Origin of the sequence: Vibrio sp. TRT 2004, from assembly GCF_050113735.1 — a bacterium.
GTDB lineage: Bacteria > Pseudomonadota > Gammaproteobacteria > Enterobacterales > Vibrionaceae > Vibrio.
Map to the genome: position 1 here is coordinate 56945 of NZ_JBNJOH010000016.1, position 20938 is coordinate 77882.

Here is a 20938-nt window from a genome sequence, read left to right on the forward strand (position 1 = left end):
GATTAGGATTCTTTCTTTTCAATTGTGGCAACGATGCGTACATCGCGACCAACGAGTCTGATATCTTTAAAATTAAGATCAATGACATCGGCCATTGACGCCAGCCCAAGTGCGCCGAGCAATCCTCGACCATCACTTCCCATAATCTTAGGAGCCAGATAGAGCACCAGCTCATCAACTAGATTTTGCTGAATAAGACTAGACGCTAATGTCGCTCCAGCTTCGACCCAGAGATGGTTAATGTTATGAGCAGTCGCCAATTGAGAAAATGTCGCGGCTAAATCCACTTGCTGATTTGAGTTTAGCGTTGGCTGCACATCGCCTTGTGGTGAAACAATTAAACGCTCCCCTTCAGTATGAAATAACTTTAACTCTGGTGTCAGTTGGCTTTGTCTATCGAGAATAACCCTAACTGGCTGGCGCAATTGCTGATGTGGGTACTTCGTCTGTACTGAAATTGGTAACTCTTCCCAACGCACATTCAATGAAGCATTGTCTTCAATAACGGTTTTGCTGGTTGAGAGTATCGCGCCGCTTTGTGCGCGGTAGTTTTGTACGTCCTGACGCGCTTGCGCAGATGTGATCCACTGACTTTGGCCATTAGATAAGGCTGTCTGACCATCTAAGCTAGCAGCCATTTTTAATTGAACAAACGGCATTCCGCTTTTCATTCGTTTGATAAATGCCGGATTTAGATTGATCGCATCTTGTTCCAGCAGGCCGACTTCAACTTCTATGCCCGCATCGCGCAGCATTTTAATCCCGCGCCCTGCGACTTGGGGGTTGGGGTCTTGCATCGCGCAAATGACTTTAGCCACTTTGGCCTTGATCAGCCCCTCTGCACATGGTGGAGTTCTGCCGTAATGAGAACAAGGCTCTAACGTCACGTATGCAGTGGCACCCACTGACTTTTCACCTGCCATTCGAAGGGCGTGTACTTCAGCGTGGGGTTCACCAGCGCGCAAGTGAAAGCCTTCACCCACGACTTCACCATCAAGGGTGATAACACAGCCTACATTGGGATTTGGAGCCGTGGTATAGATGCCCCCTTTTGCTAACTCAATAGCGCGGGACATCATGATAAAATCTTGCCGAGTAAAGGTAGTCATAGAGAAACGGCCTTAATCTTCTAACCTTGCAATCTCTTCACCAAATTCTCGAATGTCTTCGAAGCTACGGTAAACAGAAGCAAAGCGAATGTACGCAACCTTATCTAGCTCTTTGAGTTGATCCATCACCAAGTTACCTATCATTTCACTAGGTACTTCGCGTTCACCTGTTGCGCGAAGTTGTGACTTAATCATACTAATCGCAACATCGACTGCGTCGGCACTTACTGGGCGTTTTTCTAATGCCCGCTGAAGACCACCCACCATTTTGTCTTCATTAAATGGTTCACGATTCCCGTTAGATTTAATCACACGAGGCATCACCAGTTCAGCGGTTTCGAAAGTTGTGAAACGTTCATTACACGCAAGACACTGCCTACGGCGACGAACCTGATGGCCATCAGCAACCAAGCGAGAATCGATCACTTTAGTATCATTCTCAGAGCAAAAAGGACAATGCATATCACCTCCATATAAGTGACAGACAGTTTAGCGGATTAAGTATTCTTAATAAAAGCAAAAGGGGCCCGTTAGCCCCTTTTTCAACCAATGTTAACCGATATTTGTTAACTGCGCGGCAAGTAGTTCGCCTTACCAACCCATTTATAACTGGTTAGCTCTTCTAGACCCATTGGACCACGAGCGTGAAGTTTTTGGGTTGATACAGCAACTTCCGCACCCAGACCAAACTGAGCACCGTCAGTGAAACGCGTAGAGGCATTCACATAAACTGCAGCCGAACCAGCAGAGTTTATAAACAACTCCGAGTTAACAAGACTGTTGGTCATGATGGCATCTGAGTGGCTAGCATTGTGCACACGCATGTGGTTAATCGCTTCTTTAACATCCGCCACTACCTTAACACCCAGAGTGTAGCTCAGCCATTCAGTATCAAAGTCACCCTCTACCGCATCGCGCTGCTGTTTGGCTGCACTCATAAAAGGCTTCGCACTTGCTTCGACAACAAAGGTAACTTGGTCGTTGATTCGCTCGATCAGCATTGGCAAGAATTCGGCCGCCACTTTCTCATGTACTAACAGAGTATCAAGTGCATTACAGGCGGAAGGACGTTGAACTTTAGCGTTTTCTACCACATCCAGAGACTTCACCAAATCAGCGCTCTCATCCACAAAAATATGGCTGATACCAAAACCACCGATGATCACAGGAATCGTGCTGTTCTCTTTACACATTTTGTGTAGACCAGCACCACCACGAGGAATAATCATATCAACGTAATCGTCCAGTTTTAGTAGCTGAGAAACCAATTCACGATCTGGTTTTTCAATGTACTGTACTGATGCAGCCGGAAGTTCAGCTTTCGCTAGCGCAAATTGAATAACCTTAACCAACTCCATGTTAGAGAAAAAAGTCTCTTTACCGCCACGTAAGATACTGGCGTTACCTGTTTTTAAGCACAATGCAGCAATATCGATGGTCACGTTTGGACGCGCTTCATAGATAACACCCACGACGCCAAGAGGAACACGACGACGAGACAGCGTCATTCCGTTTTCCAACACTTTGCTATCTAGCTCGCTACCCACTGGATCATTAAGGCTGATAACGTTACGTACGTCATTGGCAATCCCCGATAGACGCTCTTGGTTAAGAAGAAGACGATCAAGTAATGCGTCGCTCAAACCTGCATCGCGGCCTTTGGCGATATCCTTAGCGTTGGCAGCTAGAATAGTGTCTGCATTCGCTTCAAGTTCATCAGCGATGATAGCTAGGGCTTTGTTTTTTTGCGCTGTCGAAGCAGTCGCTAGTTGGAACGCCGCATCTTTTGCCGCGATCCCCATTGAAATCAGTTCCACTTTGTTTTTCCTTATTCTTGGATGACGACCATATCATCACGGTGAAGCACTTCGTTGCCGTAATCGTACCCAAGTATTCCGATTATATCTTTACTATGCTTGCCAACGATCTTCGCCATATCTTGACTGGAGTAGCTCGCGATACCACGCGCAATCAGCTTGCCTTTGACATCAGTTACTCGCACGACGTCTCCGCGAGCAAACTCACCACTTACTTTGGTTAAGCCTTTAGCCAATAGACTGCTGCCCTTTCCGACTACAGCATTCACAGCACCATCATCAATAACAATATCACCAGACGCAGCAGGCCCCGCCAATATCCAGCGCTTACGGTTCTCTAGTGCCTCTTCACAAGGTAGGAATCGAGTTCCTTGTGGATGTTCGCCCAATGAGTCGAATACTACGTTCGGTGCACTACCAGCCGCAATAATGACTTCTATACCAGCTCGGCGTGCAATATCCGCTGCTTGCAGTTTTGTTGCCATACCACCGGTACCGAGTGTCGTACCACTGCCACCTGCAATTTTACGCAGCGTGTCATCAATGGTTTTTACTTCCTTAATCAACTCAGCATTAGGGTCTTTGCGAGGATCCGCAGTAAACAGACCTTTTTGATCGGTAAGAAGTAACAGTTTGTCAGCACCACAAAGAATGCCAACTAAGGCAGACAAATTGTCATTGTCACCCACTTTGATTTCACTGGTTGCCACCGCATCGTTTTCGTTAACAACAGGAATAATATCGTTTTCAACTAACGCATTGATGGTGTCACGCGCATTTAAGAAGCGCTCACGGTCTTCAAGATCGGCACGTGTTAACAGCATTTGTCCGATTTTTAGTCCATAAATAGCGAACAATGACTCCCAAGTCTGAATTAACTGACTTTGTCCAACAGCCGCTAGTAGCTGCTTACTTGCCATTGAGTTGGGCAGTGCGGGGTATCCTAGGTGTTCGCGTCCTGCTGCAATCGCGCCAGACGAGACCATCACGACAGAGTGGCCTTGCTTTTTCAGTTCTGCACATTGACGAACCAACTCAACCATATGAGCTCGGTCCAAAGCCAGAGTGCCACCAGTTAAAACACTTGTACCTAATTTAACCACCACGGTCTGAGACTGTGATGCTTTTCCGCTTTCTTGATTCATTGTCTTTCTACTATGAAATAAATAAAAAACCGTCACGACCCTAGCGCAAGAAGATAGGCTAACAAGATCGATTAGACCTGATGTTTTAGCAATCAAATGGCAAATTCACAAGCAGAAAAGGCGCTAAAAAGCGCCTTTTTGGTGAACAGCAATAATAAGCAACGAAAATTAGACGAATTCTACCGACTCTTTATGCATTGCCACTGGTATTTCGAAATCCTTACTCAGTGTTTCTATCAGTTTCTGATGGAAGGCCTCCTGAGTGCGCGTCACATCTTCGACCGTTTTTTTCGGTAATGCTTTCTCCTGCCACTCACCTGCCACATCGTACAATCCAGTTCGATAGCGAGCTTCAAATAGATCGCCGTTTTTCTCGAGCTCTAACCACCAGCCCCAAAACTCCCTTTGTTCAGGAGATTTTTTGTCGTTTACACACACAGACAAGCAATCAAAGATATACATGCCATCCGTGCTCTGTGATTCTCGTAGATAAGGACCAATAGCTCTTAGGGTTGATAACAAGCGGTAGTGCGTTGGACTTTTCGTCGGTTCAGACATAATGAATCTCCATATTCATTGACTTATTATAATCGCCTACTAGAAAGGACTTAAAAGTCTGGGTAGTCGATATGATTAAGTGTTGTCTAAATTAGCTGAAATGTCATCTAATTAGCTCGTCCTCCAACCACTTTATCGCTAAATCGAGGGATTGCTCATAGCCTTGTGTAATTGTTTTAGCACTAATTTTCTTAGCTTTACCATAATCACTAAAAAGTGCCACTAACTGATTGTCACTATAGGGTGAGACTGGATCATTCTCTAAACTCATGGCGAGAATCGGTACACGAGTTTTACGGCTAGACAAAATCCCCTGAACCTTAAGAGACCATGCCATCAACTGACCTGCGAGACTATTAATATCCACCACACTTTTGCCCAGACGCGATGCCAAGACATCTAAATACATTTTGGGCATCTGCTTTAACTTGGCTGGCGAAGACAAGACATCGTGAATAGGTGCTCCTAATGATACGCACGCTTTGATTTTATCTTGCTCCATAAATGACAAACGCACCATCGCATTGCCGCCAAATCGAAAACCAATCAGACCAACTCTATGATGATCGACCCAGGGGATACTGTACAACTCATTCAGCACTGCCTGATGCAAACACGACGTGTCCTCAGTCAGGTTCCAATGGATGTTGTGTCCAATCGAAGGCATATCGACAGTGAGCATTGCGATGTTTTTCTTCGCCAAATGATCGCGGAACAAACTCCACAAATCTGTTTGTAGGCTATCTAAGCCAGCACTGACCATCACTACAGGCTGAGGCTTTTCCGTACTGGTCAGATGGAGATGAGCAACGATACTCTTCTTCTGATATGGCACTTCAATCCGCTTAACGATAAAGCCGGTCTTTTTAGTGGCTTCAGTATAAGCGCTACTTGCCAGTACCTGCGCTTGAGTCGCAAGGCGGTCATTTTTCAAATGTGGGTAGCCAGCGATACTAAAACAGAGCGATGCATTAAATAGCTCATCCGCCGCCATTTCACCCTTTAGCTCGGCCGAACGCTTCTGGTGTAGCATCCCCAATTTCGTCCACTCGTATGTCCAGTTACCACTGTGATATCCCATCACAGTGTCGAGCCACTCATCATGAGTACGAGAATGTTTTGAAGCCGCAATTTTAGCGAGGACAGATTCTATTTCGATAGGATCTAATCCCTGCCACGCCCACTGCATTCTGCGCAAGTTTCGGTACCACTTGTAACCATCTTCCAACTGTTTTTCTTCAAGAAACTGCTCGCTTGTTGGCATGTATTGGGTCAACGCAGAAGTCTCTTTCGCTTGCTTATGGTTAGCGAATAAGGTTTCTGAGAGGTTCTTACTGACTTCCTCGGACATTAGTACAACCTAATTAAAATCATTTTCTAAATAGTAATAAAAAAAATGACCCAATAAAGGGTCATCCATCAATTATTTGCCGAGATATCAATCTAGCGACTACTTTTGCTTACGGTTGATTGGCTCTACGTACTGAATTGACATATCCCAAGGTTGCTCAATCCATGTGTCTTGAGCAATATCGACAACGTAGTCATCCAGCAGTTCAACACCCGCTGGTTTAGCACATACTGCGATCAGTTTGGCTTTTGGGTACATTTCACGCAGTTTACGCGCCGTGTCACCGCTATCGACAAGATCTTCAACAATAAGGAAGCCTTCACCATCGCCTTGAGGTGCTTTAACAACCGTCATATCACGCTGGTGATCATGGTCGTAGCTAGAAATACAGATAGTATCAACATGACGAATACCCAGCTCACGAGCTAGGATTGCACCAGGAACAAGACCACCACGGCTCACAGCCCAAATTCCTTTCCACTGCTCTGCTGGCATCTGTTTTTCAGCAAGTTCGCGACAGAACGTGTGCATTTGGTCCCAAGTGATGATGAATTTTTTACTCATTGTAATAACCTAATAATTTTTAAAATCTGCATCCCAGCAACACGTCAAGAATCTCAGGACGATTGCACCAGACATATCTGGGGAAAAGCTACGCAAACGATTATTTTAACGGATGCGACATACAATACCAATGGGGAATTTGTCTCTACTACAAAAATAATCGCCATAACAGAGCAACTGTTATGGCGAAAAATAGCGTATTTGAGGTTAACTAGCGAACTAAATCACTGAGTTAGCGCTTAAGCTACTAGGTATTTAATAATGAATACCGCAGCAAGAACCCAAACACTCATAGAAACATCACGACCTTTGCCACTTAGCAGTTTGATCGCTGCGTAAGAGATAAAGCCAAGAGCAATACCTTCAGCAATGGAATAAGTCAGTGGCATAAGAAGACAGGTCACAACAACCGGAGCCGCTTCTGTGAGGTCACGCCAGTCAACGCTTACTAAACCTGACATCATTAGAATCGCAACGTAGAACAGAGCTCCAGCCGTTGCGTAGGCAGGGATCATACCAGCCAATGGTGAGAAGAATAACGCCAGTAGGAACAACACACCAACAACCACAGCAGTAAGACCTGTACGGCCACCGGCCGCCACACCTGCTGTTGATTCAACGTACGAAGTCGTGCTTGAAGTACCGATCATTGCACCAACAGACGTAGCCGTTGAGTCAGCCAAAAGCGCTTTACTCAAACGTGGAAGCTTGCCATCTTCTTTAATAAGGTTTGCTTTGCTTGCAACACCAACGAGTGTTCCCGCCGTATCGAATAGGTCAACGAAAAGGAACGCGAATACAACTGAAATCATGCCTACTTCAAAAACATCAACGATATTCATCTGCATAAATGTTGGTGCAACACTTGGTGGCATAGACATGAAGCCGCCCCACTGAACATCACCCACGATTAGACCCAATGCAGTGATAATAAGAATCGCGATCATAACCGCGCCGCGCACACCGCGGTACACCAAACCAATGGTCAGGAAAAAGCCCAGAGCAGCAAGCGCTGGTTGTAAACCTGTAATATGTCCTAGACCCACAAGTGTTGCTGGGTTATCAACAACGATACCTGAATTTTGTAGACCGATGAAAGCCAAGAAGAGACCGATACCCGCAGAGATACCAGTACGCAGTGACATTGGGATTGAGTTGATAATCCATTCACGGATCTTAAATACGCTCAACGCCATGAAAATCAGACCCGATACAAATACCGCGCCTAAAGCAACTTGCCACGAATGGCCCATGCCTAACACTACGCCGTAGGTAAAGAAGGCATTCAAACCCATGCCCGGAGCCAGTGCGATTGGGTAGTTAGCGACAAAGCCCATGATGAAACAGCCGATCGCAGCTGCAAGACAGGTTGCTACGAACACAGCACCTTTGTCCATACCTGCATCTGCAAGCATTGCTGGGTTGACAAAAATGATGTAAGCCATCGTCAGGAAAGTAGTAATACCAGCGATGATCTCAGTTTTAACGTTGGTGCCGTTTTCACTGAGCTTGAACAGTTTTTCGAACATGATCGAATCCTAAAAGGGTAAAAAGTAAACGGTTGCGTAATCGATTGGCTCGAATTATAAAGTCATCAAATAGTAAATTCCAGATAGAATTATGACTCTAATCAATATTTCTAACTGTAAAACGACATTTCAAACAAACAACAATGAGAGGCAAGCGTGTTTTCTTGTTTTATTTCAGTCAATAAACATCATTGAGTAGAGAGTTTTCAAAAGACACTTTTTTACTCTAACGGAAAACTCTTCTTAGGAAACTCGCGCGAAGAAGCAAACAAATATGTGCCTAAATGCGTAATAACTAGGTAGATAGGTCGATACACCTAAATCAAGAAATATATCGAGTAGAGGAAAAGGATAGATAAAAAAAACGCCACTCAGATTGAGTGGCGGTTGAATCATGTCAGCTATATAGGAGCCGTAAAGAATTCCAATAATAGGGGTGAACAAACTGTTCGAGAGTGACAAGCTTAGGGTTAGTAACCGAAGCTTGTTGGGTAAGTAAAGCTGCCTGTGTAAACAGAGCTATTTAGCCAGAACGCTGCACTTGGTAAACCTTTCATAACTATCACCTTCTAAATCAATTAAAACAGATTACAAATATTGATTTCTCGGTTCCTTGGAGGCGACAAATCGGACTCATCCTTTGAGCATTTCTTTCTTCGCTTGGGAAGTTGGTTACAAATATACCTCAAAGAAATTTAATTACAAGCATTAAAGTGATTAAAGTCACAAAAAATTTAAAACTTGATGAGGATCATTATAATTCCGTAATTAAATTACAGAATTATCAGCTTGTTGTTTTATTTTCCTACATTTCATACGAATCTAGCCACATAGCGTGGTCGAGACAATTCCGTATTCTGTGATAGCCACAAGATAATTCAGCTGCGGTTTCACTACACCCGCGACTCTGGGAGTGATATTCTGTGCCTCTACTTAATAGGCCAGATGCAGATTAATTCTCTACATTATTAAGATTACAAATCATATGATCTGGCATTATTCTTAAAAAGGAGTCATCCGTGTCTGAATTCCATTCTGAAATCAGCAACTTATCACCTGCTCCACTTTGGCAGTTTTTCGATAAGATCTGTTCTATTCCTCACCCTTCAAAGCATGAAGAAGCCCTTGCCCAGTACATTGTTAACTGGGCAACAGAGCAAGGCCTAGATGTTCGTCGTGATCCAACAGGTAACGTGTTCATTAAAAAGCCCGCGACACCAGGTATGGAAAACAAGAAAGGTGTAGTTCTCCAAGCACACATCGATATGGTGCCGCAGAAGAACGAAGACACAGATCATGATTTCGCAAAAGATGCTATCCAACCTTATATAGATGGGGAATGGGTTACCGCAAAAGGCACGACGCTAGGTGCTGACAACGGCATTGGTATGGCTTCTTGTTTAGCTGTGCTTGCTTCAACAGAGATCAAACATGGTCCAATCGAAGTTCTGCTTACTATTGATGAAGAAGCAGGAATGACTGGCGCATTTGGTTTGGAAGCGGGTTGGTTGGAAGGCGATATTCTTCTAAACACAGACTCTGAACAAGAAGGTGAAGTCTACATGGGTTGTGCGGGCGGCATCGATGGTGAAATGACGTTCAATATTACTCGTGAAGCGATTCCTGCTGGTCTTGTTACTCGCCAACTGATCCTCAAAGGACTTAAAGGCGGTCACTCTGGTTGTGATATCCACACAGGTCGCGGGAACGCCAACAAATTACTTGCTCGATTCTTAGCGGGTCATGCTCAAGAGTTAGATCTTCGCCTCATTGAGTTCCGTGGTGGTAGCTTACGTAATGCGATCCCTCGTGAAGCATTTGTTACCGTCGCAATTCCAACTGAAAACGAAGCTAAACTGGCTGAACTTTTTGACTTCTATACCAACTTGATAAAAACCGAACTGGGTAAAGTTGAAACTGACATTGTCTCATTTAATCAAGCAATCGAAACTCAGTCAGAAGTGCTTTCCATTGCTGACCAGCAACGTTTTATTGCGGCATTGAACGCTTGCCCGAATGGCGTCATTCGTATGAGTGATGAGATAGAAGGCGTTGTTGAAACGTCGCTAAACGTTGGCGTTGTAACGACAGAACAAGATCACATCAACGTACTATGCCTAGTACGATCGCTGATCGATTCTGGTCGCCAACAAGTTGAAGGTATGTTGACTTCTGTTGCAGACCTCGCCGGTGCAAATATCGAGTTTTCTGGTGCATATCCAGGTTGGAAACCAGATGCTGATTCAGAGATCATGGCTATCTTCCGCGATATGTATGAAGGTATCTACGGACACAAGCCAAACATCATGGTCATTCACGCAGGTCTTGAGTGTGGTTTATTCAAAGAACCTTACCCTAATATGGATATGGTTTCTTTTGGCCCAACCATTAAGTTCCCACACTCTCCAGATGAGAAGGTTAAGATCGATACAGTCGCTCTATTCTGGGACCAAATGGTGGCATTGTTAGAAGCAATTCCGAATAAATAGTATTCACTAATCCATTAGTAAAAGTAATTCAAAAAGCCAGCTCACATTAGCTGGCTTTTTTTGTTTTATATACTACCGTTTAATAAGTATAATTTGTTGTGACGGCAATTTTAATTCGTTAGTCACACCATGGCATGGTTGCTACAGTCGCCGTCCTTGAAGCGCCTTAGGGTAAATTCTCATACCCTCTTCAAGCCATATAATCGGTAGTCAACCGCGTTATGTCGGGGATGCTCACTTCATTAGAGTGTCTTAAATTCTCTCTAAATATATTGTTACTGCGATGAAAGAAAAACTATTAGTAGGTTGGCGAGAAACCCTCAGCCTGCCGGGTTTAGGTATTGAAGAAATTAATGCAAAAATTGATACCGGAGCCAGGACCTCATGCTTACACGCATTCAAAGTAGAGAGCTTTAAAAAGGACGAAGCTCTTTGGGTTAGATTCTGGATCCACCCAATGCAACATAACACGGACTTCGAAACTGTATGTGAAGCGAAAGTTATTGATGAACGTATAGTTCGTGATTCGGGCGGACATGAAGAGTCTCGCTATGTTATCGAGTCAGAAATAAAACTTGGCGGAAAAAGTTGGCCAATAGAAATTACTTTAACTAATCGCGAAAATATGGCTTTTCGCATGTTATTAGGTCGAACAGCAATGCATAATCGTATCATCGTCGACCCTGTAGAATCGTTTTTAGTCCCTTTCGAGGAAAACAAATAATGAAAATTGGTATTCTGTCTCGCAACTCGACTCTTTACTCAACGAAGCGTCTAATTGAAGCGGCAAAAATCCGTGGTCACGAAGTAAAAGTGATTGATGCGCTGCGTTGTTATATGAATATCAACTCAGACAAACCAGAGATTCACTTTAAGGGTGAAGAGCTATCTGGCTTTGATGCTATTATTCCTCGAATTGGTGCTTCAGTTACATTTTATGGCACTGCGGTATTACGTCAGTTTGAGATGATGGGCGTATATCCAGTTAACGAATCGGTCGCAATCACTCGCTCGCGTGACAAATTGCGTTCGATGCAGCTACTATCACGTAGAGGCATTGGTATGCCTATTACTGGCTTTGCAAGCAAACCTGACGATGTAAAAGACCTTTTAGACATGGTTGGTGGTGCTCCAGTAGTGATAAAGCTACTTGAAGGTACTCAAGGTATTGGTGTTGTTTTAGCTGAAACTCGTAAAGCGGCGGAAAGTGTTATTGAAGCCTTTATGGGTCTTAAAGCAAACATCATGGTGCAAGAGTACATTAAAGAAGCCGGCGGTGCTGACATTCGCTGTTTCGTCATTGGCGATAAAGTGATTGCGTCTATGAAACGTCAAGGTGCAGAGGGTGAGTTCCGCTCCAACCTACATCGTGGTGGTAGCGCATCATTAGTAAAAATCACCCCAACTGAACGCCGTACAGCAGTTGCAGCCGCTAAAATTATGGGTCTAAATGTGGCCGGTGTGGATCTATTAAGATCAGATCGCGGTCCATTAGTCATGGAAGTAAACTCATCTCCAGGTCTTGAAGGTATTGAGACCGCAACTGGTAAAGACATTGCTGGAATGATTGTCGAATTCATAGAGAAAAATGCGGCAAGTAAAAGGACTAAAACTCGTGGCAAAGGCTAAAATAAATAGCGTTTTTGAATTTCTCGGTGAGTCTATCTCACCGGGAGAACGTAAGGTCATAGAGTTAGATGCAGCAAGACTTTATACCCACTCGCCACTATCAATTCCGGTTGAGGTCATCAACGGCAAGCTAGCAGGACCAGTACTGATGGTTAATGCGGCGATCCACGGTGATGAACTCAACGGCGTTGAAATCGTAAGACAACTGATTAACACCATTGATGTTAACAAGCTAAAAGGAACACTCATTGCTGTGCCTATAGTTAACGTTTTTGGTTTTATTCACAAATCACGTTATTTACCTGATAGACGAGATTTAAATCGCTGCTTCCCTGGTAGTGAAAAAGGTTCACTCGCATCACGTATGGCCTACACATTTTTCTCTCAGGTAGCCAAACGTTGTGACTACATACTCGACCTCCACACCGGTGCCATTCATCGAACCAACTTACCTCAACTGCGTGCCGACTTGAGCAATCCTGAAACGCTTCGCATTGCTCAGGCATTTGCCACTCCAGTGATCATTGATGCTCCTCTACGAGATGGCTCTTTACGCAGTGAGGCTGAACGTCTGGGTATCCCTGTTCTTACCTATGAAGCAGGCGAAGCATTACGCTTCGAGCCAATCTGTATCAGTGCTGGATTTATTGGAGTTCAGCGAGTAATGCAGGCTATCGGTATGCTACGCTCAACTCGCAAAAAGCTGCCAACACACGTTATTGCCAAGTCAACCAGTTGGCTGCGTGCGGAAAGTGACGGCATTCTTCGCACTGTGGTGACTCTGGGCGAGAAAGTCGAAAAAGGGCAAGTATTGGCATACATCAGTGCTCCACTAGGACACAGTGAAATCGAACTCATCGCCCGTAAAGGCGGTATTGTTATCGGTCAACAAACACTGCCGCTGGTCAATGAAGGTGATGCCATATTCAACCTAGCCTACTTTGAACAAGATGACGAAGAAGTGGAACAAGTGGTAGAGGAATTCATTGAGAAAGTGAATGATCTGGATGTTGACCCTCTAACAACGGGTCAAATCTCCACGTCATAATTGACTAAGTATCTCAGTCTGTCTACTAGGACTGAGATACTTGTTAGCATCGCCCCACTATCTTGGTCCAACATCAAATGGACCTTTACAGGTTTCCAACCAAATTTTTAGCCAAATCATTATTATGTTTTTCCATAATGACGTTGTTAGGCGAAACCGCTGCTGAAGCGAGTTTTAAATACGCTAACACTGACACTTGCGATACCAGAAAATAGCGCAATGAATAATAGTAAAAACCTACCCATAATTAGTCCTTAAAATTACTCCAGCCTAAGATCGAAAATAATGATGCGTTTTCGAAATTAGTAGTTAGCACATTCATATGATTTTAATATAGCCTTCAAACAAATTGCTTTAGTAAGCATTATTATTAGTGACATTGACTCATAACCAAGCTAATAACCTAATTAGAGTAATCAACTACATACTGAGTTTCAGCCATACCTAGTCCTGTAAGCTTGATTTAGTTCCATCGATTTAAGCAACAAAGCCATTTTCACTCTCTATCCAAGTGAACATTTGTAATATCCCTCTTAGGAATGGGAAATTACCTTACACAACCCAGCCAATTATCTTATTAAAAAAGAGAATAAACACAATTCAAACCAAGAAACAATCCTATAGGGATTAAGTTTATTATCAAAAACAACAATTTATTAATTGATCCCTATTCATATTAGGAAATAAAAACAACATCAATCTAAAAAAGCACTAATTAATAAATTAAATAATGACTAAAATAAACAACCATCAATTAAGCAAATAATAATTGTAAAATTGGCATTATAACCAATAACCATCCTCTTCATCAGCTTACGAAATAACAATTAAGATCAAAGGACAATTATGGACATAATAAAACTACGCAACCACAGGCCAAATTGTAGAACACAAACTCATCTGGTCGCCACAGCAAATCACATATGACACAGCAATTTGCACGCGTCTTAATTAGTCATTGGTATTTGGAGTCGGCAAGTAATTTTCATATGACTTAGCTACCCACTACAAGAGAAAAATAATGAAGCAGTTCATCCTACTATTATTTATTAGTGTTTGTTCTAGCTGGGTACACGCCAGCGAAGTAACGATACAAAATAGGCAAGACATCATGCTTACAGGCATGATCGATCAAGAAATTGCCACCAACTTTGATTCATCTTCAACCTTTCGATCTATCTATTGGCAGACACGTTCCGGCACTATCGTATCGAGTAAGCCTTACTATATCGCTAACAATTCACACTTATCTTCAGTCAGATTTTGTGTGCGTAAAGGCTACCGAGCCCCTGAGTGTTCCGACTATTACAGAACTGCTAGTCCGGCAGGTAGAAACATTCAGGCTAACTCAGGGAATGTTACCGACACCATCAACGGTGGAGAGGACCTAAACGTAGGCGATACATTCTGGGCAACAAGTGAGTTTACTATTTTACAAGGCCAGTTTTCGTTCCTGTACCATCAAGTTGAAGACCAAGACGGTAACGTTTTAAGGGCCAAATTCTCTAATAGTGTAGTGAGCACCCTAAATGGTATCTCTCTGCCCACAGGTACAGATTCTGTGCGCTCTTGCTCGATAGGCGGTTTTGCCCATGGCTTCCCAATATATGTCTCAAACTGCTCTCGGTCCGTAGCGGTTATATACGGGCCAACTCAGCCTGTTTATGAGACGTATCGCCACATGTACTACACACAATGGGGGCCATTCTACAACCGTCAGCAAGGAAGGAATGCATGTTCCAATTCAACCTACGCAGGTTACTCCGACTGGCGACTCATCAGATCGAATGAACGCCCGATGACAAGACCACTAAGACGTGCAAGAGAAGCGCCATATAATCTCTACTACACCGGTTACTCCGAGGTAGGATTTGGCATGGCTGATGATGTGTTTTTTAAATGGAAATACTGGTGGCCAGGAAAAATGATGGAACTCCGCTTTGCTTGGTTTTGGCAATGGTTCCCAATCACCTATCAGACCGCCGTTTGTATCAGATCGAAGTAACGGTGGCGTGACTCACTAACGTAGCCCGCATTACGCGGGCTACGTTAACAAATTGAGCTTTGCTTTAACCAAATGATGCCCATATCACGGTGGAGACCAGTACTGGACAAACGAACTTGACATAAATTGGCCATATTTTACCAAACCAGCTTTGAGTGAACTCAGGATACCCTTGTTCTAGCTCTTTAACTTTGCTATTTCGGCTCCACACCCAGCCACCAAACAGACAGAACAACAGCGCTGCGGCAGGTTGCAAGTATTGAGTCGCCACCGTTGCTACCGCCCCAAACATAGCGCCAAAATTGTAAACAATAACAATACTGAACAGAGCGATAAGCCCAGCTAAAACCCAGCTTGTTGTCTTGCGTTTGGTGTTGAAGCGCTCACTCACTAACGCCACCGGACATTCCAACATAGAAATTGAAGATGTTAACGCAGCAATCGTCAGCAATAGGAAAAACACAATTGAAAACAGCTGGCCAAGCAGACCTAAGCTATCAAACATCAAAGGTAGAACCGTGAATACTAAGGTATCAGAACTGAGCATAGAACCATCTTCAGCATAAATCTGCACACCTTTTTGCATTGCGACAAACATCGCAGGCATCACGACCAGTCCGGCAATAAACGCCACGGCTGTATCAACTAAGGTGACATTCATCGCCATCTTTGGCAGGTTTTCTTTCTTGCTGAGGTAAGAACCATAAATCAGCATTGAACAGCCACCAATAGTCAGTGAAAAGAACCCTTGCCCCATTGCCGCTAGAATCAACTTACGGTCCATCACCTTCTCAAAATCTGGGATCAGGTAATGCTTTAAACCTTCCATCGCACCATTTTGCGTCATGATATAGATAAACAGCAGACCAAATAAAATGAACAGAGCCGGCATCAAGCGTGTCGACCACTTTTCAATCCCCTGCTTCACTCCACCTTGAACGATTAATACGGTTAGAACATAGAATGCAATCGTACCGAACAAATTACGCTCTACGCTAAATCCCTTAAACCAAGCGGTTGCCTGCTCAAACCCCAGAACGTCGGTTATTGCTCCCAGTAAAAAGCAAATTAGCCAACCGCCTACAATGCTATAGAATGCCAATACCGCACTTGGCACACTCAATCCAATCCAACCTACCGTTGCCCCTACTTTTTTACCTAAAGGGTTGCTAGTAAGTGAGCGCATACTATCTACCGGATTTGCCTGACCATATCGACCGATTGCCATTTCAACGACCAACATGGGAAATGCAACCACTAGAATCATCACTAGGTAAACTAGCAGAAATGCACCACCACCATTGCTCGCGGCTTGCGTAGGGAAGCCCCAAATGTTGCCAAGACCTACCGCTGCGCCTGCCGCAGCAAGAATGAAACCGAGACGAGAACCAAAATGCTCACGTGTTTGTGTGTTATTTGTTTGAGCCATACAACCTATTCGCACCAATGAACTAGCTAACTAGTACACAAGTATAAAACACTAGCCAAAACTAAACAATCAACACACACGGGCAGTTCTCAGCGCATTTACAACAAATCAGCCTCAAATGAGCAAAAATCAAACAACAATTCACTATTCCAGTGCTCAAGACATAAAAAAGCGCCATACAGGCGCTCTTTATTCAATACAATCGAAAAAGTAAATCGGATTAGATGGTGAAGATTTGGTAATCCTTCAATTGCGGGATCTTATCGTGAAGTTGCTGCTCTTGTTCAGCCATTTGATCAAGAGAATCACAAAAGTCTTCACTTTGTTGCTCAACTTCAGCCGCATGCTCGGCAAGACGTTTAGCAACTCGTTCTTTAAGTTCCGCCATTGAGTTGGCCATTTCAGTTAAGTTCAGCCCTCCCTCTGCCTTCATTTTCGCTGACATTGCATCAAAGGCACTCGTAATGAACTCTTCATTAAACAGTGCTTTGGCTTTTTCTAAATCTTCAGCCCATGTTTCATTTAGCGATCCAAAGCTTTCAGCAGGTAAAACCAAATCACCATTCTTGTAGTATCGAGCTTCAATATCGGCATAAAACTGCTTCATAGCCTCTTTGACGCTATCAAACGCCTCTGGCACGTCAAAGCTCTCTGCCACATCATCAACAATATCATTCGCAAGTGCTAAGCCATCTTGGGCGATTTGCTTCGCTCTAGGCAAATAGTCATTAATATTCTCTCGATATTGGGCAATAGCTTGTTTCTGGCTATCATCCAACTCAATTTTTTCACCATGAATCGTTAGGCCATTGTCTGCATCGACAACTGCGGTTTCACCACCAACTTGGTGAATTTCAATTCTCTCACCATTCAAGTGAATTTCGTTTTGTAAGTCAACTTTACACTGTGCAGCATAAACTTGGCTGGAAAGTAATAAAGGTAATGTCAGTAATACTTTTTTCATTGTTACCTCTCGAGCAGTTATTGATGCCTACCATAGCAGAAATCGTTTGATGTTTGTCAGCTTATGGTTTCAATCTCGTAACAATGTTCTACACCGGCAACCTTGTAAGTCACTTCCTCTCCAACTTTCTTGGACTTGAGAGCCTGACCTAATGGCGAATCAAACGTTACTAATGTGACGCTCTCATCGTCGATTGACACTTTTAAACCACCCGCACATGGTGAGATAAAAAAGCGTTTGATCTGATCGTCATCGTCCAGTAATGAAATCACACATCCAAGTACCACTTTTTCGGGCTCGATAGGCAAAACAAGTTCTTTCATCACGCGAATTTCTTGTTCACATTCCTGTAAGCGCATTGCCTGACCATGGGCAAGATAAGATGCTTCAAGGGCTAAAGTGTCATACGTATGCTCAGGAACCGTTTCTTCGTCCGTCGCCGATTCAATTGCCCTTTGAACTGAGCTTTGCGCGATTTGCCATTTTTGTTCTAGCAAATCCAGAATAATGCGTTTTAGTTCCAACTTATTCATACTAAAACCATGTTCCAATCATTTTAATGCCCTTAGAATAGAGCTCATTGCCCTTTAAAGATACTGGAATCAAGTATTATGTTTAGCCCCAACCAAGAATTCGATCTTCAGCAGACACTCCATCACACCTTTGGTTTCGAATCACTTCGTACAGGGCAGCAAGCGATTATCGAAAAAGTGATGCAAGGGCAATCATGTGCAGCAATTTTCCCTACCGGTTCAGGTAAATCTCTCTGTTATCAACTTCCCGCTGTCGTCTTGCCTCATCTGACCTTGGTGGTTTCTCCTCTGCTGGCATTGATGAAGGATCAGCTCGCCTTCCTAAGCAGCAAACAAATTCCCGCGGCATCCATTGACTCTAGCCAAACCCGTGAAGAGTCCTTACAGATCATGAATCAGGTAAAACAAGGACATACCAAGGTTTTGATGATATCTGTCGAAAGGCTGAAGAATGAACGCTTTAGGCAGTTTATTTCCCAAGTACCTATATCTTTGCTGGTCGTCGATGAGGCTCACTGTATCTCTGAGTGGGGCCACAATTTCCGCCCGGACTACCTCAAACTGCCGCACTACCTGAAAGAATTGAATATACCTCAAGTCCTATTGCTTACCGCGACAGCCACACAAACGGTTATCGAAGATATGCAGAGCAAGTTCTCCATTGAACCTGATGATGTTGTTGTCACTGGCTTTTATCGTCCTAATCTCGATATTTCTGTCTCACCATGCCTGGACGAAAACAAGCCTGAAGCGTTACTGAGTTTAATTAAATCAAACTACAAACTGCCCACCATTGTCTATGTGACCCTGCAAAATACCGCCGAGCAGGTTGCCCGCCTACTGGCTGATAATAACCTTAACGTCAGTGCCTATCATGCAGGTATGGGCAATGAAACGCGTGAGCAGATTCAAAATCAATTTATGCAGGGGCAGCTAGATTGTATTGTCGCAACCATCGCTTTTGGAATGGGAGTGGACAAATCTGATATTCGCCGAGTCATTCACTTCGATCTGCCTAAATCCATCGAAAACTATGCGCAAGAAATAGGTCGAGCAGGACGAGACGGGCATCCGTCCCAATGCGTATTACTCGCGAACCAAAATAGTATCAGCACCTTAGAGAACTTTATTTTTGGCGACACGCCTGAGACAAGCGAAATAGAGTTTGTCCTCAAACAAGCGATTGACTCATCTCCTCAATGGGAAGTCGTGCTCAGCAGACTCTCGACAGAAAGCAATATTCGTCAGCTTCCTTTGAAAACGTTATTAGTGTACATGGAGATGGAAGGTGTCATCGAGTCACAATACAGCTATTTCGCAGACTATCGTTTTAAGTTTCTCACCGATAAACAAAACATTGTCAATCATTTTGATCCACAACGTCGTGAGTTTATTACCGCGCTATTTAACTGTTCACCCCAAGCTCGCACTTGGTGTCAGGTCGATTTTGAGACCTTATGGCAAGAGTTCCAAGGCGATCGTTCAAGAGCCATAGCCGCACTCAACTATTTCAACGAGAAAGGCTGGATAGAGCTAGAAAGTAAACTGATGACTGAGGTCTATCGAGTTTCGTCAAAAGCCAACACTACCGCTGAGCTCGCTGAAAAACTATCCTCTCTGTTTAAAAATAAAGAAACCAATGATGTGAATCGTATTCGCGAACTGCTGGATTTCTTTGAATCAAGTCAATGCCTTAGTGCAAGGTTGGCCAAGTATTTTGGCGATAAACACGCACCTTCCAATTGTAACCACTGTAGTGTCTGTCGTGGCGAAGTCGCACTCTTACCCAAGTTAGTACAACGCGAGACGGATCAACAACAAGTTCGTGAATGGTTGGTTCAATTGGAAACCAAAGCTCGTGCGCCTTTGTCGCTCAATCTAAGAACGAAATTTCTTTGTGGGATCACTACACCTGTATTTACCAAGATCAAAGCACGCTCTTTAGCTGGGTTTGGTCAACTTGAAGCCATCCCCTTCAGTGAGGTTAGGCTGTGGGTAGAAAGCCTAGATTAAAAAAAACTCAGTTGTTTACTCTGTTCCTCGGGTTTAAGCATCACGCTTAGACCCAGTAATCGGATTTCTCGGTCTTGTTGACGTTTAAGAATGTCATGCAGTAGCTGTTTAAAATATTCCAACTCCAACTGCGAGTGAATATGTTCTATCGTCGTTAATTGAAAATCAGCAAATTTAACTTTAATCCCCTGCTTGATGATCGCCTTGTCTGGCGATGCTCTTTCTAGCCTTTGTTCTAATTCAGGAAATAACTTGTCTTCTATGACACGCCAACATTCATCATATGAAAAAATATTTTCGGCAAATGTACGCTCGACCCCAACCGATTTTCTTTCCCTTTCAACCACGACTTCACGATCATCAACACCATGGCTCTTGTTCCACAACGAGGCTCCAAGCCGGCCGAACTTGAGTAGTAAATCGCGATAGTCACTGTTTTTGACGTCTTGCCCTACATACAACCCAGCTTGATGGAGTTTTTCCAGACTCACTTTGCCAACCCCCGGAATTTTCTCTAACGGCAAATTGTCTATCTCACTTTGAACTCTATCCGGAGGAATCACATACTGACCATTGGGCTTATTCATATCGGAAGCAATCTTGGCGAGAAACTTTACTGGCGCGATACCCGCAGATGCCGTTAGCTGTAGCTCATTCCAAATATCGCTACGAATAGCATCAGCAATCAGGGTTGCCGAGCCTTTATGTAAAGGGCAATCCGTCACATCGAGGTACGCTTCATCAAGAGACAGGGG

Annotated in this window: 18 protein-coding genes; 6 read left to right on the forward strand and 12 right to left on the reverse strand. The window is 43.8% G+C overall.

Annotation, left to right across the window (positions count from 1 at the left end; genetic code table 11):
• Nucleotides 1-2: 2 nt before the first annotated feature.
• From ribD to ACQEXR_RS08960, 8 genes are all read right to left on the reverse strand, one after another.
• Nucleotides 3-1109, reverse strand: coding sequence for a bifunctional diaminohydroxyphosphoribosylaminopyrimidine deaminase/5-amino-6-(5-phosphoribosylamino)uracil reductase RibD (gene ribD, locus ACQEXR_RS08925; protein ID WP_426952230.1), 1107 nt, complete (start codon nucleotides 1107-1109; stop codon nucleotides 3-5).
• A gap of 12 nt (nucleotides 1110-1121) precedes the next feature.
• Entirely contained in the window at nucleotides 1122-1571 is a 450-nt protein-coding gene (gene nrdR, locus ACQEXR_RS08930) for a transcriptional regulator NrdR (RefSeq protein ID WP_138973468.1), read from the reverse strand.
• 104 nt (nucleotides 1572-1675) lie between these two features.
• Complete coding sequence (locus ACQEXR_RS08935) at nucleotides 1676-2926, reverse strand: glutamate-5-semialdehyde dehydrogenase (protein ID WP_427020148.1); 1251 nt, start codon at nucleotides 2924-2926, stop codon at nucleotides 1676-1678.
• An 11-nt stretch (nucleotides 2927-2937) separates the two neighbouring features.
• Nucleotides 2938-4071 (reverse strand): glutamate 5-kinase, encoded by a 1134-nt coding sequence (proB, locus tag ACQEXR_RS08940; RefSeq protein ID WP_269376678.1) that lies wholly within the window; start codon nucleotides 4069-4071, stop codon nucleotides 2938-2940.
• A 168-nt stretch (nucleotides 4072-4239) separates the two neighbouring features.
• The gene (gene crl / locus ACQEXR_RS08945; protein WP_426952232.1) at nucleotides 4240-4629 is read right to left on the reverse strand and encodes a sigma factor-binding protein Crl; all 390 of its coding nucleotides are present in this window, start codon (nucleotides 4627-4629) and stop codon (nucleotides 4240-4242) included.
• 103 nt (nucleotides 4630-4732) lie between these two features.
• Nucleotides 4733-5980: an esterase FrsA gene (gene frsA, locus ACQEXR_RS08950; RefSeq protein WP_427020149.1), complete on the reverse strand. Its 1248-nt coding sequence runs from the start codon at nucleotides 5978-5980 to the stop codon at nucleotides 4733-4735.
• A 99-nt stretch (nucleotides 5981-6079) separates the two neighbouring features.
• Entirely contained in the window at nucleotides 6080-6544 is a 465-nt protein-coding gene (gene tet(34) / locus ACQEXR_RS08955) for an oxytetracycline resistance phosphoribosyltransferase domain-containing protein Tet(34) (RefSeq protein WP_138973473.1), read from the reverse strand.
• Between the two features lie 239 nt (nucleotides 6545-6783).
• A complete protein-coding gene (locus ACQEXR_RS08960; protein WP_426952234.1) occupies nucleotides 6784-8073 on the reverse strand; it encodes an NCS2 family permease in 1290 nt (429 codons plus the stop codon).
• A gap of 1019 nt (nucleotides 8074-9092) precedes the next feature.
• On the opposite strand from ACQEXR_RS08960, the gene ACQEXR_RS08965 reads away from it, so the two are divergent.
• The 5 genes from ACQEXR_RS08965 to ACQEXR_RS08985 all read left to right on the forward strand — a co-directional run bounded on the left by ACQEXR_RS08965 (nucleotide 9093) and on the right by ACQEXR_RS08985 (nucleotide 15244).
• Nucleotides 9093-10562 carry an aminoacyl-histidine dipeptidase gene (locus tag ACQEXR_RS08965; protein ID WP_426952235.1) on the forward strand — a complete coding sequence of 490 codons (1470 nt, stop codon included), beginning with the start codon at nucleotides 9093-9095 and terminating at the stop codon, nucleotides 10560-10562.
• A 283-nt stretch (nucleotides 10563-10845) separates the two neighbouring features.
• The gene (locus tag ACQEXR_RS08970) at nucleotides 10846-11286 is read left to right on the forward strand and encodes an ATP-dependent zinc protease family protein (RefSeq protein WP_269376670.1); all 441 of its coding nucleotides are present in this window, start codon (nucleotides 10846-10848) and stop codon (nucleotides 11284-11286) included.
• Nucleotides 11286-12191 (forward strand): 30S ribosomal protein S6--L-glutamate ligase, encoded by a 906-nt coding sequence (rimK, locus tag ACQEXR_RS08975; protein WP_426952237.1) that lies wholly within the window; start codon nucleotides 11286-11288, stop codon nucleotides 12189-12191. Before ACQEXR_RS08970 ends, rimK begins: the two co-directional genes overlap by 1 nt.
• A complete protein-coding gene (locus tag ACQEXR_RS08980) occupies nucleotides 12151-13239 on the forward strand; it encodes a succinylglutamate desuccinylase/aspartoacylase family protein (protein WP_331416135.1) in 1089 nt (362 codons plus the stop codon). Before rimK ends, ACQEXR_RS08980 begins: the two co-directional genes overlap by 41 nt.
• A gap of 1021 nt (nucleotides 13240-14260) precedes the next feature.
• Nucleotides 14261-15244, forward strand: a complete 984-nt coding sequence (locus ACQEXR_RS08985; RefSeq protein ID WP_426952239.1) for a hypothetical protein — start codon at nucleotides 14261-14263, stop codon at nucleotides 15242-15244.
• A 64-nt stretch (nucleotides 15245-15308) separates the two neighbouring features.
• On the opposite strand, the gene ACQEXR_RS08990 is transcribed toward ACQEXR_RS08985, so the two are convergent.
• From ACQEXR_RS08990 to ACQEXR_RS09000, 3 genes are all read right to left on the reverse strand, one after another.
• Nucleotides 15309-16673, reverse strand: a complete 1365-nt coding sequence (locus tag ACQEXR_RS08990) for a sodium-dependent transporter (RefSeq protein ID WP_427020150.1) — start codon at nucleotides 16671-16673, stop codon at nucleotides 15309-15311.
• Nucleotides 16674-16893: 220 nt separating this feature from the next.
• Nucleotides 16894-17637: a YggN family protein gene (locus ACQEXR_RS08995; RefSeq protein WP_427020151.1), complete on the reverse strand. Its 744-nt coding sequence runs from the start codon at nucleotides 17635-17637 to the stop codon at nucleotides 16894-16896.
• A 56-nt stretch (nucleotides 17638-17693) separates the two neighbouring features.
• Complete coding sequence (locus tag ACQEXR_RS09000; RefSeq protein ID WP_427020152.1) at nucleotides 17694-18170, reverse strand: GreA/GreB family elongation factor; 477 nt, start codon at nucleotides 18168-18170, stop codon at nucleotides 17694-17696.
• Between the two features lie 78 nt (nucleotides 18171-18248).
• Here ACQEXR_RS09000 and ACQEXR_RS09005 point away from each other — a divergent pair, with 78 nt between their 5' ends.
• Nucleotides 18249-20183 (forward strand): RecQ family ATP-dependent DNA helicase, encoded by a 1935-nt coding sequence (locus tag ACQEXR_RS09005; protein ID WP_427020153.1) that lies wholly within the window; start codon nucleotides 18249-18251, stop codon nucleotides 20181-20183.
• Here the strand turns inward: ACQEXR_RS09005 and dinB are convergent.
• Nucleotides 20180-20938, reverse strand: a 759-nt coding sequence (gene dinB / locus ACQEXR_RS09010) for a DNA polymerase IV (RefSeq protein ID WP_427020154.1), incomplete at its 5' end; no start/stop codon positions are given. The genes ACQEXR_RS09005 and dinB overlap by 4 nt on opposite strands.

Excerpts from the sequence above, each read along its gene's own strand:
- ACQEXR_RS09000 (WP_427020152.1), bottom strand. The coding sequence starts at position 18,170 with ATGAATAAGTTGGAACTAAAACGCATTATTCTGGATTTGCTAGAACAA.
- rimK (WP_426952237.1), top strand. The coding sequence starts at position 11,286 with ATGAAAATTGGTATTCTGTCTCGCAACTCGACTCTTTACTCAACGAAG.
- ACQEXR_RS08980 (WP_331416135.1), top strand. The coding sequence starts at position 12,151 with ATGCGGCAAGTAAAAGGACTAAAACTCGTGGCAAAGGCTAAAATAAAT.
- proB (WP_269376678.1), bottom strand. The coding sequence starts at position 4,071 with ATGAATCAAGAAAGCGGAAAAGCATCACAGTCTCAGACCGTGGTGGTT.
- ACQEXR_RS09005 (WP_427020153.1), top strand. The coding sequence starts at position 18,249 with ATGTTTAGCCCCAACCAAGAATTCGATCTTCAGCAGACACTCCATCAC.
- ACQEXR_RS08995 (WP_427020151.1), bottom strand. The coding sequence starts at position 17,637 with ATGAAAAAAGTATTACTGACATTACCTTTATTACTTTCCAGCCAAGTT.
- ACQEXR_RS08970 (WP_269376670.1), top strand. The coding sequence starts at position 10,846 with ATGAAAGAAAAACTATTAGTAGGTTGGCGAGAAACCCTCAGCCTGCCG.
- ACQEXR_RS08960 (WP_426952234.1), bottom strand. The coding sequence starts at position 8,073 with ATGTTCGAAAAACTGTTCAAGCTCAGTGAAAACGGCACCAACGTTAAA.
- nrdR (WP_138973468.1), bottom strand. The coding sequence starts at position 1,571 with ATGCATTGTCCTTTTTGCTCTGAGAATGATACTAAAGTGATCGATTCT.
- ACQEXR_RS08985 (WP_426952239.1), top strand. The coding sequence starts at position 14,261 with ATGAAGCAGTTCATCCTACTATTATTTATTAGTGTTTGTTCTAGCTGG.
- frsA (WP_427020149.1), bottom strand. The coding sequence starts at position 5,980 with ATGTCCGAGGAAGTCAGTAAGAACCTCTCAGAAACCTTATTCGCTAAC.
- ribD (WP_426952230.1), bottom strand. The coding sequence starts at position 1,109 with ATGACTACCTTTACTCGGCAAGATTTTATCATGATGTCCCGCGCTATT.
- ACQEXR_RS08990 (WP_427020150.1), bottom strand. The coding sequence starts at position 16,673 with ATGGCTCAAACAAATAACACACAAACACGTGAGCATTTTGGTTCTCGT.
- crl (WP_426952232.1), bottom strand. The coding sequence starts at position 4,629 with ATGTCTGAACCGACGAAAAGTCCAACGCACTACCGCTTGTTATCAACC.